At 39.3% G+C, this 16,685-nt stretch carries 20 protein-coding genes and 1 pseudogene; 17 read left to right on the plus strand and 4 right to left on the minus strand.

All coding sequences use genetic code 11. The features are described 5' to 3' along the window. From DFR63_RS08780 to rpsR, 10 genes are all read left to right on the plus strand, one after another. Entirely contained in the window at positions 1-186 is a 186-nt protein-coding gene (locus tag DFR63_RS08780) for a DUF951 domain-containing protein (RefSeq protein ID WP_115885576.1), read from the plus strand. Between the two features lie 13 nt (positions 187-199). Next, positions 200-1,300, plus strand: a complete 1,101-nt coding sequence (ychF, locus tag DFR63_RS08785; protein WP_115885577.1) for a redox-regulated ATPase YchF — start codon at positions 200-202, stop codon at positions 1,298-1,300. Positions 1,301-1,597: 297 nt separating this feature from the next. After that, positions 1,598-1,900: a 30S ribosomal protein S6 gene (gene rpsF, locus DFR63_RS08790; protein ID WP_115885578.1), complete on the plus strand. Its 303-nt coding sequence runs from the start codon at positions 1,598-1,600 to the stop codon at positions 1,898-1,900. Positions 1,901-1,926: 26 nt separating this feature from the next. Beyond that, a complete protein-coding gene (ssb, locus tag DFR63_RS08795; RefSeq protein WP_115885579.1) occupies positions 1,927-2,439 on the plus strand; it encodes a single-stranded DNA-binding protein in 513 nt (170 codons plus the stop codon). A 224-nt stretch (positions 2,440-2,663) separates the two neighbouring features. Further along, the gene (modA, locus tag DFR63_RS08800; protein ID WP_115885580.1) at positions 2,664-3,560 is read left to right on the plus strand and encodes a molybdate ABC transporter substrate-binding protein; all 897 of its coding nucleotides are present in this window, start codon (positions 2,664-2,666) and stop codon (positions 3,558-3,560) included. 117 nt (positions 3,561-3,677) lie between these two features. Continuing rightward, positions 3,678-4,466 carry a molybdate ABC transporter substrate-binding protein gene (modA, locus tag DFR63_RS08805; RefSeq protein WP_245954167.1) on the plus strand — a complete coding sequence of 263 codons (789 nt, stop codon included), beginning with the start codon at positions 3,678-3,680 and terminating at the stop codon, positions 4,464-4,466. After that, positions 4,447-5,136 (plus strand): molybdate ABC transporter permease subunit, encoded by a 690-nt coding sequence (gene modB / locus DFR63_RS08810; protein WP_115885581.1) that lies wholly within the window; start codon positions 4,447-4,449, stop codon positions 5,134-5,136. The genes modA (DFR63_RS08805) and modB overlap by 20 nt, the downstream gene beginning before the upstream one ends. Positions 5,137-5,418: 282 nt before the next feature. Then, positions 5,419-5,745: a PadR family transcriptional regulator gene (locus DFR63_RS08815; RefSeq protein ID WP_115885582.1), complete on the plus strand. Its 327-nt coding sequence runs from the start codon at positions 5,419-5,421 to the stop codon at positions 5,743-5,745. A gap of 1 nt (position 5,746) precedes the next feature. Further along, positions 5,747-6,532, plus strand: coding sequence for a hypothetical protein (locus DFR63_RS08820; protein ID WP_115885583.1), 786 nt, complete (start codon positions 5,747-5,749; stop codon positions 6,530-6,532). 138 nt (positions 6,533-6,670) lie between these two features. Next, positions 6,671-6,910 carry a 30S ribosomal protein S18 gene (rpsR, locus tag DFR63_RS08825; RefSeq protein ID WP_035810211.1) on the plus strand — a complete coding sequence of 80 codons (240 nt, stop codon included), beginning with the start codon at positions 6,671-6,673 and terminating at the stop codon, positions 6,908-6,910. A gap of 420 nt (positions 6,911-7,330) precedes the next feature. On the opposite strand, the gene DFR63_RS08830 is transcribed toward rpsR, so the two are convergent. Then, positions 7,331-8,392: a nitric oxide synthase oxygenase gene (locus DFR63_RS08830; RefSeq protein WP_115885584.1), complete on the minus strand. Its 1,062-nt coding sequence runs from the start codon at positions 8,390-8,392 to the stop codon at positions 7,331-7,333. A gap of 637 nt (positions 8,393-9,029) precedes the next feature. Beyond that, complete coding sequence (locus DFR63_RS08835; protein ID WP_115885585.1) at positions 9,030-9,617, minus strand: general stress protein; 588 nt, start codon at positions 9,615-9,617, stop codon at positions 9,030-9,032. 125 nt (positions 9,618-9,742) lie between these two features. Between DFR63_RS08835 and DFR63_RS08840 the strand changes: the two genes are divergently transcribed. The 3 genes from DFR63_RS08840 to DFR63_RS08845 all read left to right on the plus strand — a co-directional run bounded on the left by DFR63_RS08840 (position 9,743) and on the right by DFR63_RS08845 (position 11,325). Beyond that, on the plus strand, positions 9,743-10,480 hold the full coding sequence (locus tag DFR63_RS08840; RefSeq protein ID WP_115885586.1) for a helix-turn-helix transcriptional regulator: 738 nt from the start codon (positions 9,743-9,745) through the stop codon (positions 10,478-10,480). A gap of 152 nt (positions 10,481-10,632) precedes the next feature. Next, a complete protein-coding gene (locus DFR63_RS12010) occupies positions 10,633-10,764 on the plus strand; it encodes a hypothetical protein (RefSeq protein ID WP_281271287.1) in 132 nt (43 codons plus the stop codon). Beyond that, complete coding sequence (locus tag DFR63_RS08845; RefSeq protein ID WP_115885587.1) at positions 10,765-11,325, plus strand: YfbU family protein; 561 nt, start codon at positions 10,765-10,767, stop codon at positions 11,323-11,325. 15 nt (positions 11,326-11,340) lie between these two features. Here the strand turns inward: DFR63_RS08845 and DFR63_RS08850 are convergent, their stop codons facing one another. After that, positions 11,341-11,721, minus strand: coding sequence for a hypothetical protein (locus DFR63_RS08850; protein ID WP_115885588.1), 381 nt, complete (start codon positions 11,719-11,721; stop codon positions 11,341-11,343). A 260-nt stretch (positions 11,722-11,981) separates the two neighbouring features. Here DFR63_RS08850 and guaB point away from each other — a divergent pair, with 260 nt between their 5' ends. From guaB to DFR63_RS08865, 3 genes and pseudogenes are all read left to right on the plus strand, one after another. Continuing rightward, a complete protein-coding gene (guaB, locus tag DFR63_RS08855) occupies positions 11,982-13,451 on the plus strand; it encodes an IMP dehydrogenase (RefSeq protein WP_115885589.1) in 1,470 nt (489 codons plus the stop codon). Positions 13,452-13,465: 14 nt separating this feature from the next. Continuing rightward, positions 13,466-15,010: a glutamine-hydrolyzing GMP synthase gene (guaA, locus tag DFR63_RS08860; protein ID WP_115885590.1), complete on the plus strand. Its 1,545-nt coding sequence runs from the start codon at positions 13,466-13,468 to the stop codon at positions 15,008-15,010. 130 nt (positions 15,011-15,140) lie between these two features. Next, positions 15,141-15,431, plus strand: a pseudogene (locus DFR63_RS08865) (D-cysteine desulfhydrase); the annotation flags it as partial. On the opposite strand, the gene DFR63_RS11825 reads toward DFR63_RS08865, so the two are convergent. After that, positions 15,405-15,566, minus strand: coding sequence for a hypothetical protein (locus tag DFR63_RS11825; RefSeq protein ID WP_162842325.1), 162 nt, complete (start codon positions 15,564-15,566; stop codon positions 15,405-15,407). The pseudogene DFR63_RS08865 and the gene DFR63_RS11825 overlap by 27 nt on opposite strands. 78 nt (positions 15,567-15,644) lie before the next feature. Here DFR63_RS11825 and DFR63_RS08870 point away from each other — a divergent pair, with 78 nt between their 5' ends. Continuing rightward, positions 15,645-16,568 carry a DMT family transporter gene (locus tag DFR63_RS08870; protein WP_115885591.1) on the plus strand — a complete coding sequence of 308 codons (924 nt, stop codon included), beginning with the start codon at positions 15,645-15,647 and terminating at the stop codon, positions 16,566-16,568. The last annotated feature ends 117 nt before the right edge of the window (positions 16,569-16,685 follow it).

Raw genomic sequence — 16,685 nt, forward strand, 5'->3', positions numbered from 1 at the left:
ATGGAGAAAAAATACGATTTAAATAATATTGTAGAGATGAAAAAACCGCATCCCTGCGGCACAAACAGTTTCCAGATTGTGCGGATGGGTGCGGACATAAAAATCAGATGTACGAATTGCGAACGGACGATTATGATGCCGCGCAGAGATTTTGATAAACGACTTAAAAAAGTAATTATAAACTAAAGGAGCAACTATTATGTCTTTAACTGCAGGAATTGTTGGATTGCCGAACGTCGGTAAATCAACACTCTTTAATGCAATAACGAAAGCGGGCGCACTTGCTGCCAACTATCCGTTCGCAACAATTGACCCGAACGTCGGTATCGTTGAAGTGCCGGATGAGCGTCTGAATGTTTTAACACAAATTGTCGAGCCTAAAAAAACTGTCCCGACAGCATTTGAATTTACGGATATTGCCGGAATTGTAAAGGGAGCGTCAAAAGGTGAAGGCCTTGGAAACAAGTTCTTAGCCAACATTCGCGAAGTCGATGCAATTTGTCAGGTCGTCCGCGCTTTCGATGATGATAATGTGACTCACGTCTCAGGTAAAGTCAATCCGCTGGATGATATTGAAGTCATTAACATGGAATTGATCTTTGCCGATCTTGAAAGTGTTGATAAACGTCTGCCGAAGGTGGAAAAAATGGCGAAGCAGAAAGATAAAGATGCGATGGCTGAAGCAAAAATTCTGACGAAAATTAAAGAAGGACTGGAAGAAGGAACACCTGTCCGCGCACTTGATTTTTCCGATGAAGAAATTAAATCAGTGAAGCATTTCCACCTGCTGACTCAAAAACCGACACTGTATGTGGCGAACGTTTCTGAAGATGATTTATCATCACTTGAAGACAACGAACATTTATCAGCAATTAAAAAATATGCTGAAGAAGAAGGTTCGGAAGTTATCGTGATTTCTGCAAAAGTGGAAGAAGAAATCGCAGCTCTTGATGACGATGAAAAAGAAATGTTCTTAGAAGAACTCGGCCTCGAAGAATCAGGACTTGATAAACTCGTCAGAGCTTCTTACGATCTCCTTGGTTTGGCAACATACTTCACTGCAGGAGTGCAGGAAGTCAGAGCCTGGACATTTAAAAAAGGCATGACGGCTCCGGAATGTGCCGGAATTATTCATACCGATTTCCAAAAAGGATTTATCCGTGCTGAGACCGTTGGTTACGAAGACTTAGTAGAAGCGGGTAACGAAGCAAAAGCGAAAGAAGCGGGGAAAGTCCGCCTTGAAGGTAAAGATTACATTATGAAAGACGGAGACGTCGTTCACTTCAGATTTAACGTTTAATATAATAAGTGCTGCGGAATCTATTTTAGGATTCCGCAGTTTTTTTGTGGGAGAAGGTGGAGGTTGGTGCTATGCCAACCCTATGGGCTCCGGATACATATGAACTCGTATCATACCAATCCCAGCAAAAAACCTCAGCAAAAAATCCCAAACACCGCAAAAATTTAAGGACAATTACAAGGTATCTATTGTAAAAAGCTTGTTTTATTGCTATAATTTCTGATTGTGAGTAATGAAAATTATTCCTTGCTGAAAATGTGTGTTTTCGGCCGCAAAGACCATAAGGAGGTGCAGAAGATGAGATCATATGAAATTTTATATGTAATCCGCCCGGATATTGAAGAAGAAGCTAAAGCAACGTTAGTTAAACGTTTTGATGAGGTTCTTACTAACAATGGCGCGGAAATCGTCGAATCTAAAGAGTGGGGTAAACGCCGTCTGGCTTACGAAATCGAAGATTTCAAAGATGGATACTACCAAATCATTAAGTATAACGGTGACAGTGCCGCTGCTGATGAGTTTGACCGCTTAGCGAAGATCAACAATGACATTATCCGTCATATCGTTGTTCGTGACGAACAAGCTGAAGATAAAAAATAAGTTAAATATTGAGTGGAGTTGATTACATGCTAAACCGTGTAGTTTTAGTTGGTCGCTTAACAAGAGACCCTGAACTTAGAGTCAGTCAAAACAATGTTGCTGTCGCTACTTTCAACTTAGCTGTAAACCGTCCTTTTACCGGTGCGAATGGTGAGAGAGGCGCTGACTTTATCAACTGTGTCGTTTTCCGCAAACAGGCAGAGAATGTTAATCAGTATGTTAAAAAAGGCAGTTTAGTTGGTATCGACGGCAGAATTCAAACTCGTAACTACGAGAATAAAGACGGGCAAAGAGTATATGTAACTGAAGTTGTGTGTGAAAGTGTTCAGTTCTTAGAGCCTAAAGGCAGCGGTAATCAATCTCAAGGCAATAATGATTATAACTCTGCTGACTCTTATCAAAACGCGTACGGCGGCAACCAGTCGACTGGCAATCAGTCAACAGGACGCAGCCAGCAGCGTCAGGATAACGCAGAGGAAAATCCATTTGCAAACTCTAAAGGTCCAGTAGACATCAGCGATGATGATCTACCATTCTAAATAAAATATAACAATCCAGACTTTGTTATCGTGTGTTTTATTAATGTGTGTGAAATGTGTGAAAAACCTGAGATACTGTATCTCAGGTTTTTATTTTAATTTTGGAGAAAATCATAATACATAAGCAACTTTTATCGTCTTTATAATTATATATTGGTGTAGTTTTGAGCTCATAGTGTTTATAATGAAATATATACAATTTTTTATGTAGGAGCGAAATCGCAATGATTAGAAAAAATGTCCTCGGATGGGCACTTTTACTATCGCTGTGCGTGATTTTAGCAGCTTGTAGTAATAATGACGAATCTTCTGATAATGAGTCGGAAACTGACGAAACCCAGGAAACCGAAAAGAGTACAGAGGAAGAAGCTGAAGATGCAATAGAAGAGGCAGATCAATCTGTCGGAGAAGAGCCGGTCGCTGAAGAGGATGAAGTTGTACATATTACTGCCGAGCAGAGCCTCGAAGATGTAATGGATGAACTGATCGCCCTCTTTGAAGAAAATAACGAAGGTATTAAAGTTGACGTCCAATATGGTCATACAGAAAAACTGACTGAAGATTTAATTGAAGGTAATGACCGGGATATGGATATTTATTTCTCAAGTGATGATGCAGGGTACGAATCGCTCGTCGAAGCGGGTATTTTAAATCAGCTTGCAACTAAATATCTGCTCATCAATGAACTTGTACTTGTTACAGGAACTGATAATGAAGATATCAACCGATACAACGATATTTTTAATAATGATGATGTCTCATTGACAATTGTTGATCCGGAGCATTCTTTATCCGGCACCTATGCTGAAGAACTCCTTAATCAGGAAGAGGAAAAAAATCTGAACGCCGACAGCATCGAAACAGCAGCAGATGCAGAAACTGCTGCTAAAGACATAGCACAAGGCGATACAGATGCAGGATTCCTCCTCAGAACAGATATTTCAGACGATGATGGTCTGCGTATAATTTCACGTGCGCCGCGTTCAATTCTGGAACCGTTTGTTTACGGACTAGGCTTGTCCGACAGCGTTGAAGACGGCAGTGCTGCCCGTGCCTTCTACGATTATTTACAATCGTCAGAAGCTCTGGAAATCTTTACGAATTACGGATATATCGTTTAATATATAATATTTAAACAGGACCTTTAGTGATAAAGGTCCTGTTTTTTTAATGCGTTTACTTTTATAAACTAAAAGTCTAATATTGATTTAAATACAGGTTTTGAGAGGACAATCGACATGAATCACTTTAATAAAATGAGACTGGCTGTGTTTTTTTGTTCATTATCAGTACTCATCATTTTGTCGGCGTGCGGCAGTGACGAAACAGACGGCGAGGAGGAGTCTGTTACATTGACGATTTCAGCAGCAGCAAGCCTGACAGATGCACTCGAGGAAGCAGCAGATGTCTTTCATGAATCGCACCCTGAAATTAAAGCAGATTTTAACTTTGGCGGCTCAGGCGCTCTGCAGCAGCAAATTTCACAAGGAGCGCCTGCAGACCTGTTCTTTTCTGCATCAGAAAGTGATTTTAATATGTTGATTGATAACGGCAGTATCGCTGAAGAGAACTCGGTCAATCTGCTGAGGAATGATCTTGTGCTGATTGCGCCGGCAAACAGCGGTAATGTAAAGTCCTTTAATGATATTACAAAAGCCGATCAAATTGCTGTCGGCACACCGGAGTCAGTACCGGCAGGAAAATACAGTATGCAGACATTTAATTCTCTTGGGATTAAAGAAGATATTGAACCTTTACTCGTATATGCAGAAGACGTTCGTGCGGTGTTAACTTACGTAGAGCGCGGTGAAGTTGATGCGGGACTGGTGTACAGAACAGATGCCCTGACGAGCGACAAAGTTGAGATTGTTGATACGGCTCGGAAAGAATGGCATGAACCGATAGTTTATCCTGCAGGCTTAATTACTGAGTCAGAAAAAGCTGAAGCGGCAGAAATATTTTACGAATTTCTGCAGTCGGAAGAAGCTTTAACAATATTTGAAGATTATGGTTTTACCCGTGAATAACTACGGCATCACAGCAGAAGAATTTCTGACACCGGTCCTTCTATCGCTGCGGGTTGCGTTCATTGCCCTGATACTATCATTTGTCTTCGGGACATTAATCGCGCATTTTATGACGCGGAAAAAATTTAAAGGAAAAATCATTTTAGAAACAATTATTATGCTGCCGATTGTGCTGCCGCCGACGGTGGTCGGTTTTATTCTTATTGTGATTTTCGGGAATAACAGCATCGCGGGTAATATTGTTGAATTGATCTTCAGTCAGTCGATTATTTTTACCTGGTATGCCGCAGTGCTTGCAAGTACAGTAGTATCATTTCCGCTGATGTATCAGGCTGCGAAAACCGGATTTTTAAGTATCGATAAAAATATAGAAGATGCAGCAAGAGTCGACGGGGCTGGAAATTTTCAGGTGTTCATGAAAATTACTCTGCCGCTGGCATCAGTACCGTTGATGACCGGTGCTATACTGAGCTTTGCTCGTGCACTCGGAGAATTCGGAGCGACTTTAATGATTGCAGGAAACATACCCGGACGCACACAGACATTGCCGACTGCTATATACGTGGCGCTTCAGTCAGGCAATATGCAGCTCGCCTGGCTCTGGGTCATTACAATAATTGTGATTTCATTTATAATGCTGCTGTTTGTGAGGACGAAATCAGCAGATTGAATATTGAAAGTGGGAAACCCGGCTTGGTGGAGCCGGGTTTTTCTTGTTTTAAGGATTTGGATCCCTTCATGGATTTAGTGACGGGTTCTGTGTTATGTCGAATCCCTTCATGACTTCCTCGGAGGAATCCAAAGATAAAAAAACAACTATCTTTTTATATAAGATAGTTGACGCAGCAATCAGAATATAGTATCTTTTATTACATGATAGTCAAACAAACGGCTGTCTTTTTAAATAACTAACTATCTTTTAATATAACATAGTTAGATTAGGAGGTCAGTGATGTCGGTCAGCGATCAGATAATGAAAGGCCTGTTGGACGGTGCGATACTGGGGTTAATTTCCCAGGGTGAGACGTACGGTTATGAAATTACGAAAAAGCTGGAAGACCATAATTTTCCGGATATCAGTGAAGGGAGTATTTATCCAGTGCTGCTCAGGCTGAGTAAAAAAGGTTATGTGAGCACACGGATGGTCAAGTCGGATACCGGCGGACCTAAAAGAAAATATTATTCCATCAGTGAAACAGGAAGAGAAGAATTGAAAATATTTAAGGATAAATGGGAAAAACTAAACTCAGGCATGAATAGTCTGGTAAGAGGTGAGTAGTATGTTAAGTAAAGAAGCAGAAAAATTTTTAACAGAGTTTAGATTAGAAATGATGGCACATGGTAAACAGGATGAAGCGATTGATGATATGGAAGCGGAGTTGGAAGACCACTTGATTCAGGCGGAACAGGACGGAAAATCAGTCAAAGATGTAACAGGCGGATCAGTTAAAGAGTATATTAAAAATATTTCTGGAGAGATGCCTGTTGTGAATAATATAAAACGGTATATTACTTTGTTTATCGTGTATCTTGCCGGCATATTGACAGTCCCTAGTTTAATCAGTGGTGATTTTGATTGGACTTTAAGTAATATTCTTTATTATGCAGCTATAATTATACTGGGTCCCTTACTTATTTATTACGGTTTTAAATATGTACTGGTTAACTTTGCCAGCTTTAAGTCAGAGAAAATTGAACTGAAAGGCACTATATTAATCTTTGTTTTCAGTTTCTTGTATATGGGATTTTTAGTCGGATCTCTATTGCTTGTAAGAAATTATCCGCTCGTGACTTTCTTCGAACCATCAAGCAGCTTTAACATTACAATAGGATTTATCCTGCTTGCAGTTCTGGTCATCGGTTCTTTAATTATGAGGCAGTGGTTCTACGCGCTTCTTGCATTCGGCCTGGCAGCACCGGAAATTATCGCACAGATATTTGCTGATGGCGGACCGCAGAGTGAAAATTATATTATCATTTCAAGCATTGTCTTATTAGTGTTTGCAATATTACTATTCGTTGGAATGTATCTCAAAAACCGGAAGGATGCACAAAAAAATAATTGACTTTTTACCACAAAAGTTGTAATATATATCGTGCACATACACACATTATAAAACACACGTTTAGTAAATAACTAAGTTATGGATTATCAAATTCGATCCACACAGTCGAATACAATAATCTGTAGAGGAGGGCTTACTATGGCAGGTCCAAGAAGAGGCGGTCGTCGTCGTAAAAAAGTTTGTTATTTCACAGCAAATGGCATTACGCACATCGACTACAAAGAAGTAGAACTTCTTAAAAAGTTCATTTCTGAACGTGGGAAAATTCTTCCTAGACGTGTAACAGGTACTTCAGCGAAGTATCAGCGTCAGTTAACTGGTGCTATCAAACGTGCACGTCACATGGCATTATTACCATACGTTAAAGAAGAGCAGTAAGAGTGATTCCTTACTGAAAGCCTATCAGACTGAGGTCTGTAGGCTTTTTTCTTTGTCTAATATTTGTTTTCGGGGCGAAGAAAGGGCAAAGTGTAAGAATTCACATAAAAAAGACACTCATAATTAAAATATTCCGGGTGTCATAGATTCACATTTTCTAATTTATTCATTGTGTCCTCGTGCATCTCATCAGTAACATGATTATAAATTGATAGGATTGTCTTATAATCGGAGTGTACTACACGGTGCATGATTGTTTTAAGTTCAATATTTAAAGCTGCAAATTAACCTAAAGAATGGCATTTTATATTGTCTTGTTTATATATTAACGATATAGTGAAATACTGAAATACTGCCTTACCATCCCCCAGAGATCCCTCATCCGATTTCTGGGGCTTTTTTATTATAATCGGGATATGACTATTCACGAAACGGACATCCTTTTTCAATAGTTCTATATAAAAGACTTGGAGATTCGATAGTATTGTTAAATCCTTTGTGATAATTATAAGTCAGCGAAGGAGATAGTGGAGGTGCTAGCCAGCTCCATTTTCCTGTGACTTCTCGTCCTGCTTTTTGTTCTTTTTCCTCAAACTGTTTGAATTGTTTAGATGCAGTAATATGATCGACCATTGAAACGCCTGCATTTTTAAAAGAGTGATAGACAGCATAGTTAAATTCAACTAAAGCACGATCTCTCCAATATGTAGAAGTCTTTGAAGTATCTAGCTTAAAGGCTGTTGCAATCTCTTTGAGCTTGTTATAGCGATATTCATCCGTAAAGTTTCTAACCCCGATCTCGGTTTCCATATACCATCCATTAAAAGGCGCAGTGTGATATTTTATGCCACCAATTTCTAAATCCATATTAGAAATTATAGGGACAGCATACCATTTAAGTCCTAACTTTTCTAAAGCGGGATATTTTTCATGTTGGATATTAATTTCTTGAATGATTTCCGGACGATACTCATGATACTTCATATCTTGAGTATGCAGTCGATACATTAAAGGTAAGATATTAAATTCACCTTTCTCTTGAATCCATCCTAATTTTTCGGCAAGGGACGTGGCTTCAATTGACTTTGGGTCTCCCATGTCTTCATATCCTGCGTACCTGAGCAGCTGCTCATTATATATTTTAATATCATTAGAAAATATAGAGATTAATGGTTTTATTCTTCCACCGTTAGTAGCGTATTCAATGTGATCTTCAATAGAATCTATGAAATCATTCTCTGTTTTAACACCTCTTAGGTCACGAACCTCTAACTTGTCCCAGAATAATCTACCTATACAGCGATTCGAATTTCTCCATGCCACTCTTGCGCCATAGACTAATTCATCTTTTGTGTGAGTATAAGTTCCACTGATGGTAATTTCATTTTCAACTTGCTTTAATCTATGATTAATTCTTTCCATACTCTGTCCTGTTTCTTCATACATTTTGCGAATAAACTGTGCAGCTTTCTCCAGTAACATATCGTCCCCACCTTTAATTTAAATATTATTAATAGTAGATAATCTTTGCTATTAATTAATATATTACATGAATTCGAAATATACATAGGTTCATTTGATGAAAGCTTATCGAACTCTTACTCAAATATATTCTCAATTTGAGACGTTGACGAAAGAGGGATTTTAATGATTTCCTATTAGTGGATATGTAAGAATGAGGGTATAAATTATAGGTTGCAGGGGTGGTATAGACAGAGCTATGAATATTGACGGCCCCGGCGATAACATACCCTGTTAAATCAATCAGAGAACTCACATTTGAGTTTTCTAGTATAATCACTTAGCGTATGCTAACGGTAATATCTAACTACTGTAGCGTTTATGGGTCAATCTCGGGGTGAATCTGGGGAACAGCTGTGCACAGCTTAGGAATAGTATTTAACAGATGATACGGCGGAAGCCTATTACACCAACGTTTTAATTAAGGCTAGAATGGTGTAAAGTAAGTCACTATAAAAGAAGAAGATTAAGAAATTACTGAACTCCTGATATCTCTGATATCAGGAGTTTTTCTTTTTTATAATTAAATATTACCCCTTATTTAATAACTGAATATTCTTTCATTTAAATCTTATAAGAGATTCCTGTATTAATCATCTTATTTGCTGTCTTCTGTTTCTATCAGTTCTTCCTTCAGGTTAACAATCGTAAATGATTTGCCTTCCAGTTCTACGGTGCGTCTGCTGCCGTCTTCATGAATAATCTGTGCAGCATCTGTATAACTATCATGTTTTTTCTTCGCTTTGTCTTTCGTTTCTTCCGGTGTTTTTTCAATTTGAAGCGGCTGTTCTGACTGCAGCCCGTAAGCTTTCATCGCTTCGCTCTGAGTTTCGAGATCGCCGGCTGCTGCTTCTTCTTGCTTCGTTTTCTCTTCTTCTGTACGTACCAGCAGTAATATGTCTCCGTTGTCGACAGCGTTTCTGAATTTCGAATGGTCTTCTCCCGTTAAATTCAATTGCTCTGCAACACGCTCTTTTGAGTTTTCATCTAAAAACTTGGCAGCAACCTTATCCCACATCGTACCGTCTGCTTTTTTAAACGGCACGCGTGTGTATCTTAAAAACGCTGCGTCAAAACGATCTTTGGCAACGACTGTCATATTATTATCTTTCACACCTTCTGCACGGAGACTGTAGATTTTATCGCTGAGTTCATTGGTATTTGAATATATTTCAATTGTTGTCATACTCAATCCTCCATCACGTTCTTTTACTCTCTTTGTACCCTAATTGAATTATGCAAAACTTTTATTGAGGTTAATTATTGACATATATTTCAAATTAACTATATTTGTAAATAAGGGGGAAATTTATGCAAATAAACAATTCAGCAATTATATCGCGCCGTATAGAATACGGTATGTCTCAAAAGTCTTTAGCACTAAAAACCAGAGTGCCGAGTTCAACGATTAGCCGGCTCGAAAAAGGGGAGAATGTCGGCTTTATCTACGTTGTAAAAATAATGACGGCACTGGACTTAACAATTGAAGATATAACCATTAAATTGACACCTGCTGTGGATATAAAAATAGTGAAAGAGCTTGATAGGATTAGAGATCAGTCTGCTCTGCATTTAATTGAAGGAGTGCTGAACAAATTAACGGTTCAGGAATGGCGGAGCAATAAGAAGCTGTCTATCTATTACGATTGGCATAAAGCGATTATATTTAAGCAGGAAGAAAAATATGAAGATGCACTTAAGTGTCTCGACAAGGCCCTTACATTGATTGAAAATAAAAGTTCTCTGGAATATTTAAAAGCGGATTTGTACATGGCAAAAGGGAATGTGCTTTATTGTTCAAAAAGCATCGGACAGGAATATTACGTAATGGCTGGTCAGATATACAGCAATAACATCGATAAAATACATTACAGAACAGGTGTTAAACTGTACGCTAACGTCATGTGGGGATATTATCAGACCAAAGAATTCGATAAAGTCTTAGCCTATGCTTTAAGAGCGAAATGCCTGCTTAAAAAGAATGAATCGACTTTTCTTCTCGATAAAATTGAAGAAATCGAAATGAAAGCTAAAAAATGGCCTGAATAACGATAGAATTGTATAAGAAATCCAAACAATTTACCATATATGGGAACTGCTGTATATTTAGATAGTATTCTGACAATTTAATTTATTATAATTAAGCTACTCTGATACATACAGACGAAAACAGAGAAAAAAATATTAAAGAGGGTAAGGTAATGAGGAGTATTTTTAAAAAGACACTAATGTCACTCGGACTCATCGCACTTTTATTTTTTTCAAATACGGCAGCTGATGCTGAAGAATTTCCTCAGCATAATAAAGATGACTGCTTTACGCTGGTATTTTAAATGGGCAGCGTGATGCCTCCTGACCGTCTGGACTTTACCAGCACGTCAGGAAAAATTCAGCTGATCAGTTTATTGGATAGTATGCAGCAAAGAAGTACTGATAAAGATTATATCGTTCACTGTGAATACTGTCTTGATATCATCAGGCAGGGAATTGAAATGAATTATGATGAAGTGCTGGATTTTATCGGGGCGACAAGAGAGCCTGTGCCTGCTGAAGTTTCAGTTGAAGTCATCTTTTTAATGGAAATGTTCGAGCATATTTCTCTATCACTATCGAGACTTCCAGCTGCAGACGCACATCATGCGGCACTCGAATGCTATACGAAGTTTTGCGGTTTTGAACCGTCCTTACCTGCACATTTGTCTTATTACATATTTCTCGTCAAAACTAATAAGCATCGTGTGCCTGTTTTTAAAGAATCACTGCCGTTAACCTTAAGTCATTACCGTGAAATGATGCTGAAGTACGAACGGTATAAAAGAAATGTATATCTGTCGCAGGAGATGATAGTGGATATTTGTATTCCTCGCGAGCAGCAGATTAAATTTATATTATAAAAAAACCGGAGATAATTAGAGATTATCTCCGGGTCCTTTTTCTACGTCCGCCTCAGTACTGTTGCGGTTCACTTCGCGGTTTAGTGATTTATCGTCGAAAGCCAGCAGGAAGTCTCCGTCCTGTATTATCTTCAGATATGTTTCCACTAAGTCAGCATTGAGTCCCGAAGCGTAGAGAAAATCTTCCGCTTTTGCATTTTGTGTAAAAAAGTCTTTAAAAGACAGACTGTTTGAATGAGGGTTGTACGTGCAGCCCATATAATCTGTCCAGTCCGGTTCAAGGTCTGCCAGCCCTAAAATATTAAAGTCTTCTTCATAGTAGTTTTCTTCCTGCTTTAAAAGGTCAATTCTTTCTAAAATTTCGTCTAATGAATTATACTTTTCAATGTATTGCATTACGTCCACCTCTATATAAATAGTATGTTAATCATCTATTCCCCGGAGATAATTTCTCAAACTTTTGCTTTGTTATTAAATTCATAAAATTCCGAACATTAAGAGCATCTTTCATATCTCATGATAGTGTTTTATAATAAGACATATTTATTAAGTTCACTTTATTGTTTGACAGTTCGTATTTTGTTATAATAGGGAAATTAATATTTTATACCAGATGCAGCATACGACAAATTATTATAACCAGGAGGCAGTTTTTTATGTGGGAAGATAAGTTTAAAAAAGAAGGACTTACATTTGATGATGTATTACTTCTGCCGGCTCATTCAGCAGTACTACCTAAAGAGGTTGATTTAAGTGTCGAATTGGCACCGAATCTGAAGTTAAACATTCCTTTAATCAGCGCGGGAATGGATACGGTGACTGAATCTCAAATGGCAATCGCAATTGCGCGCCAGGGCGGTCTTGGAGTTATTCATAAGAACATGTCTATCGAACGTCAGCGCGATGAAGTAGAAAAAGTTAAGCGTTCCGAAAACGGCGTTATTAAAGATCCGTTCTTCCTGACGAAAGAGGAGCAGGTATTTGCAGCTGAACATCTGATGAGTAAATACAGAATTTCAGGTGTGCCTATTGTTAATAATCCAGAGGAGAAAAAACTGATTGGTATTATTACGAACAGAGATATGCGCTTTATCGAAAACTTCTCGATGACAATCGACGATGTTATGACTAAGGATAATCTGATTACTGCACCTGTCGGTACGAAACTGGAAGAGGCAGGCCGCATTTTACAGCAGCACCGCATCGAAAAATTACCTTTAGTGGATGATAACTATGTACTTAAAGGGTTAATTACGATTAAAGATATTGAAAAAGTCATCGAATTCCCGAATGCTGCAAAAGACGATCAGGGAAGACTTCTTGTTGCAGCAGCAATCGGTATTGCAAAAGAAACAGAAAAACGTGCAGAAGAATTAATTGCAGGCGGCGCAGATGCACTTGTTATCGACACTGCACACGGTCACTCACAAGGCGTGCTGGAAGCAATTAAAGATATCCGCAGCAAGTTCCCGGAAACAACTTTAATCGCAGGAAATGTCGCTACAGCTGAAGGTACACGTGCGCTGATTGAAGCGGGCGTAGATGTTGTCAAAGTGGGTATCGGTCCCGGCTCAATCTGTACGACACGCGTCGTTACAGGTGTCGGCGTACCGCAGGTTACAGCGGTATACGATGCAGCAACAGAAGCACGCAAACACGGAAAATCGATTATTGCAGACGGCGGTATTAAGCTGTCAGGAGATATCGTGAAAGCCTTGGCTGCAGGCGGACATGCTGTAATGCTCGGCAGTCTGTTAGCAGGTACTGCGGAATCTCCGGGAGAAACTGAAATGTTCCAGGGACGCCGCTACAAAACATACCGCGGTATGGGCTCACTCGGTGCAATGGAGCAGGGTTCTAAAGACCGTTACTTCCAGGAAGACACTGAAGCGAAGAAATTTGTTCCGGAAGGTATTGAAGGACGCACAGAGTACAAAGGACCAGTATCAGAAACAGTTTACCAGCTCATCGGCGGTCTTCGTTCAGGTATGGGGTATACTGGAAGTGCAGACCTTAAAGCTTTGAGAGAAGAAGCGCAATTCATTAAAATCACAGGCGCAGGTCTGATTGAAAGTCACCCGCATAATGTACAAGTCACTAAAGAAGCACCAAACTACAGCATATAAGGAGTAATTCTTTCATGGAAATGGCTAAAGAGCAGGAACTTATTTTAGTAATAGATTACGGCAGTCAGTATAACCAGCTGATTACGCGCCGTATACGTGAACTTGGCGTGTACAGTGAACTGCACAACCCGAGTATTACAATCGAAGAAATTAAAGAACTTGAACCCAAAGGAATTATTCTGTCGGGCGGACCGCGTTCAGTATATGCAGACGATGCATTTACAGTAGACCCTGAAGTATTTGAACTCGGCGTACCGGTTCTTGGTATCTGCTACGGTATGCAGCTGATGATGCAGCTGAACGGCGGAGAAGTCGTGAATTCAGATCAGAAAGAATCCGGCGTGACAGAAATGAACTTAAACAACGAAGTGGACATCTTTAAAGGCTGGGAAAAGATTGAATCAGTCTTAATGAGCCACGGCGACAAAGTTACACGACTCGGTGACGGCTTCTCGGTTATCGCTGAAACAGTATTATGTCCGAATGCTGCAGTTAAACACGATGAAAAACCATTTTACGGTGTTCAGTTCCATCCGGAATCAAAACACACGCAAAACGGCGAACAGTTCCTGAAGAACTTTATCCGTGATATTTGTGACTGCACAGGTGACTGGACGATGGATAACTTTATTGATATCGAAATCGATAAAATTCGTGAAACAGTCGGCGACAAAAAAGTATTATGTGCGATGAGCGGCGGTGTAGACTCATCAGTAACAGCTGTACTTCTTCATAAAGCAATCGGCGACCAGCTGACATGTATTTTTGTCGACCACGGTCTTCTTCGTAAAGGTGAAGGCGACATGGTTATGGAACAGTTTGGCGAAGGCTTCAACATGAACATCATCAGAGTAGATGCGAAAGACCGTTTCATGTCGAAACTTAAAGGCGTATCAGATCCGGAACAGAAACGTAAAATTATCGGTAACGAATTTATTTACGTATTTGATGACGAAGCATCTAAACTTACAGATGTGGACTACCTTGCACAAGGCACGCTGTACACGGACATCATAGAGTCGGGTACGGAAACAGCAACGACAATCAAATCGCACCACAACGTGGGCGGACTGCCTGAAGATATGCAGTTCCAGCTGATTGAACCGTTAAACACGCTGTTTAAAGATGAAGTACGTGAACTAGGTATTGAACTCGGAATTCCAGAACACTTAGTATGGAGACAGCCATTCCCAGGTCCGGGACTTGGTATCCGTGTTCTTGGTGAGATTACAGAAGAAAAACTTGAAATCGTCAGAGAAAGTGACTGGATTTTAAGAGATGAAATCGCAAAAGCAGGACTTGAAAGAGATATCTGGCAATACTTCACGGTGCTGCCGAATATCCGTTCAGTCGGTGTGACAGGAGATTACAGAACGTATGACTATACGATTGGAATCAGAGCTGTAACAAGCATCGACGGTATGACAAGTAACTTTGCGAGAATTGACTGGAACGTGCTTGAGAAAATCTCTAAACGTCTGGTAAACGAATCGAAACACATCAACCGCGTGGTTTATGATATTACGAGTAAGCCGCCGGCTACGATTGAGTGGGAGTAAATAGTTGAGAGCCAAAAACCTTGTATCAAGGTTTTTGGCTCTTTTCTATATCATTTAAGCTTTAACGGGGTATCGTACTATTAAATATATAGATGATATTATTTTAATAATAATATTGGAGGTCGTCAGTTTGAATTTAACAAGCATAACGAGAAGAAATTATTTCAATGGAACAATAGCAATTGAAGATTTAAGGAATCTTTCCAAGCTTTTAAATGGTCCTGATATTTATAAAAAGAGAGATGAACAGCTCGGTTTAGCGGGCGGAGGAAATAAAAAAATTGGAATTTTGATTGCTGATGCTTTAAAGAATGATGCTGATACGTTAATTACTTGAGGAGCTGTGCAATCTAATCATTGCAGGCTAACTTTATCGGCAGCGAAGAAAGAACAATTAGACTGTCATCTTGTACTGGAAGATAGGGAGTCTGGCAGTTACGACGAGTGTACCGTTAATAAAGACACCGAAAGTATCCTGCGGGATGAATATAGAAGTCGCCGTGCCGTTATTTACCTGTAAAAGGGATAAGTTTTTGGAGTAGAGCTCGTTCTCCATTATTTTATATCTTTCCCTGTCTTATAATTAAAACTATAAGTATGATATGTTTAATGAAATAAAAATGGTGGTGAATGTGTGAAGCAGCATGGATTATGGTTAACTTATGGACTTGTTTTTTTAATTACTGCAATTTGGGGTTTGAACGTTGTATTCTTAAAAGTGCTCGTAGAAAATTTACCGCCTCAGACGATGACAGCTTTTCGTATTATGATAGCTGGTATTACAGCGATAATCATTGTTTACTTCGCTAGATCACTCAGGGGTTTAACGATAAGAGAGTGGATCTTCACACTATTTGGTATGACTTTCGGTGTTATTCTGCATCACCTCACACTGGCTTTGGGACTTGTAACAACAGCAGCCTCAACTGGATCGCTGATTTTATCGTTAGTCCCTTTGGCAACCGCCGTTCTCGGTATGATGTTTTTAGGAGAGCAGCTGACAAAAATGAGAGTATTGGGTTTCATATTAGCATTGGCAGGCGTCTTCTTTATTCAGGGCGGCTCATTTTCAGGGCTTAAGTTATCTTCAGGTGAGATATTTTTGTTTATTTCGATGTTTTCTCAGGCAATCAGTTTTATTTTTATTAAAAAAGCGACTGCGACTCTGGACTCAAAAGCCGTCACAGCGATTATGAACTTTGCGGGATCAATCGGCCTGCTTCTTATTGCTCTTGTTTTAGAACCTGGAGGTTTAGCAGAAATGACGACAGCTTCTGCAGGGGTGTATGTCGTGCTCTTTACTTCGGGTATCGTGGCGACGGGAATCGGTCACATGGTATTTAATTCAGCAATCCAAAAGATTGGCGCATCAAAAACGGCAATTTTTAATAACTTTGTTCCGTTCTTTGGTGTCCTGTTCTCGGTGATTTTTCTAAACGAAGTGATTGAACCTGCCCAACTGATTGGATTTGTATTTATTGTGGCGGGTGTGCTGTTTGGTACAGGTTATTTGGAAAGAGTGTGGTTTAAAAATCAGCAGAAAAGAGTAAACCGCTGAAGCATAAAAATCGTATATTATATGTGAAAATCTAAGTAATCATCATTAAAAAGTTATATAATCCGAACATTTTATAATTTATATAAAAATACATTCGTTATTTAACTTGATTAACTC

The organism is Jeotgalicoccus halotolerans, from assembly GCF_003387165.1.
Lineage (GTDB): Bacteria > Bacillota > Bacilli > Staphylococcales > Salinicoccaceae > Jeotgalicoccus > Jeotgalicoccus halotolerans.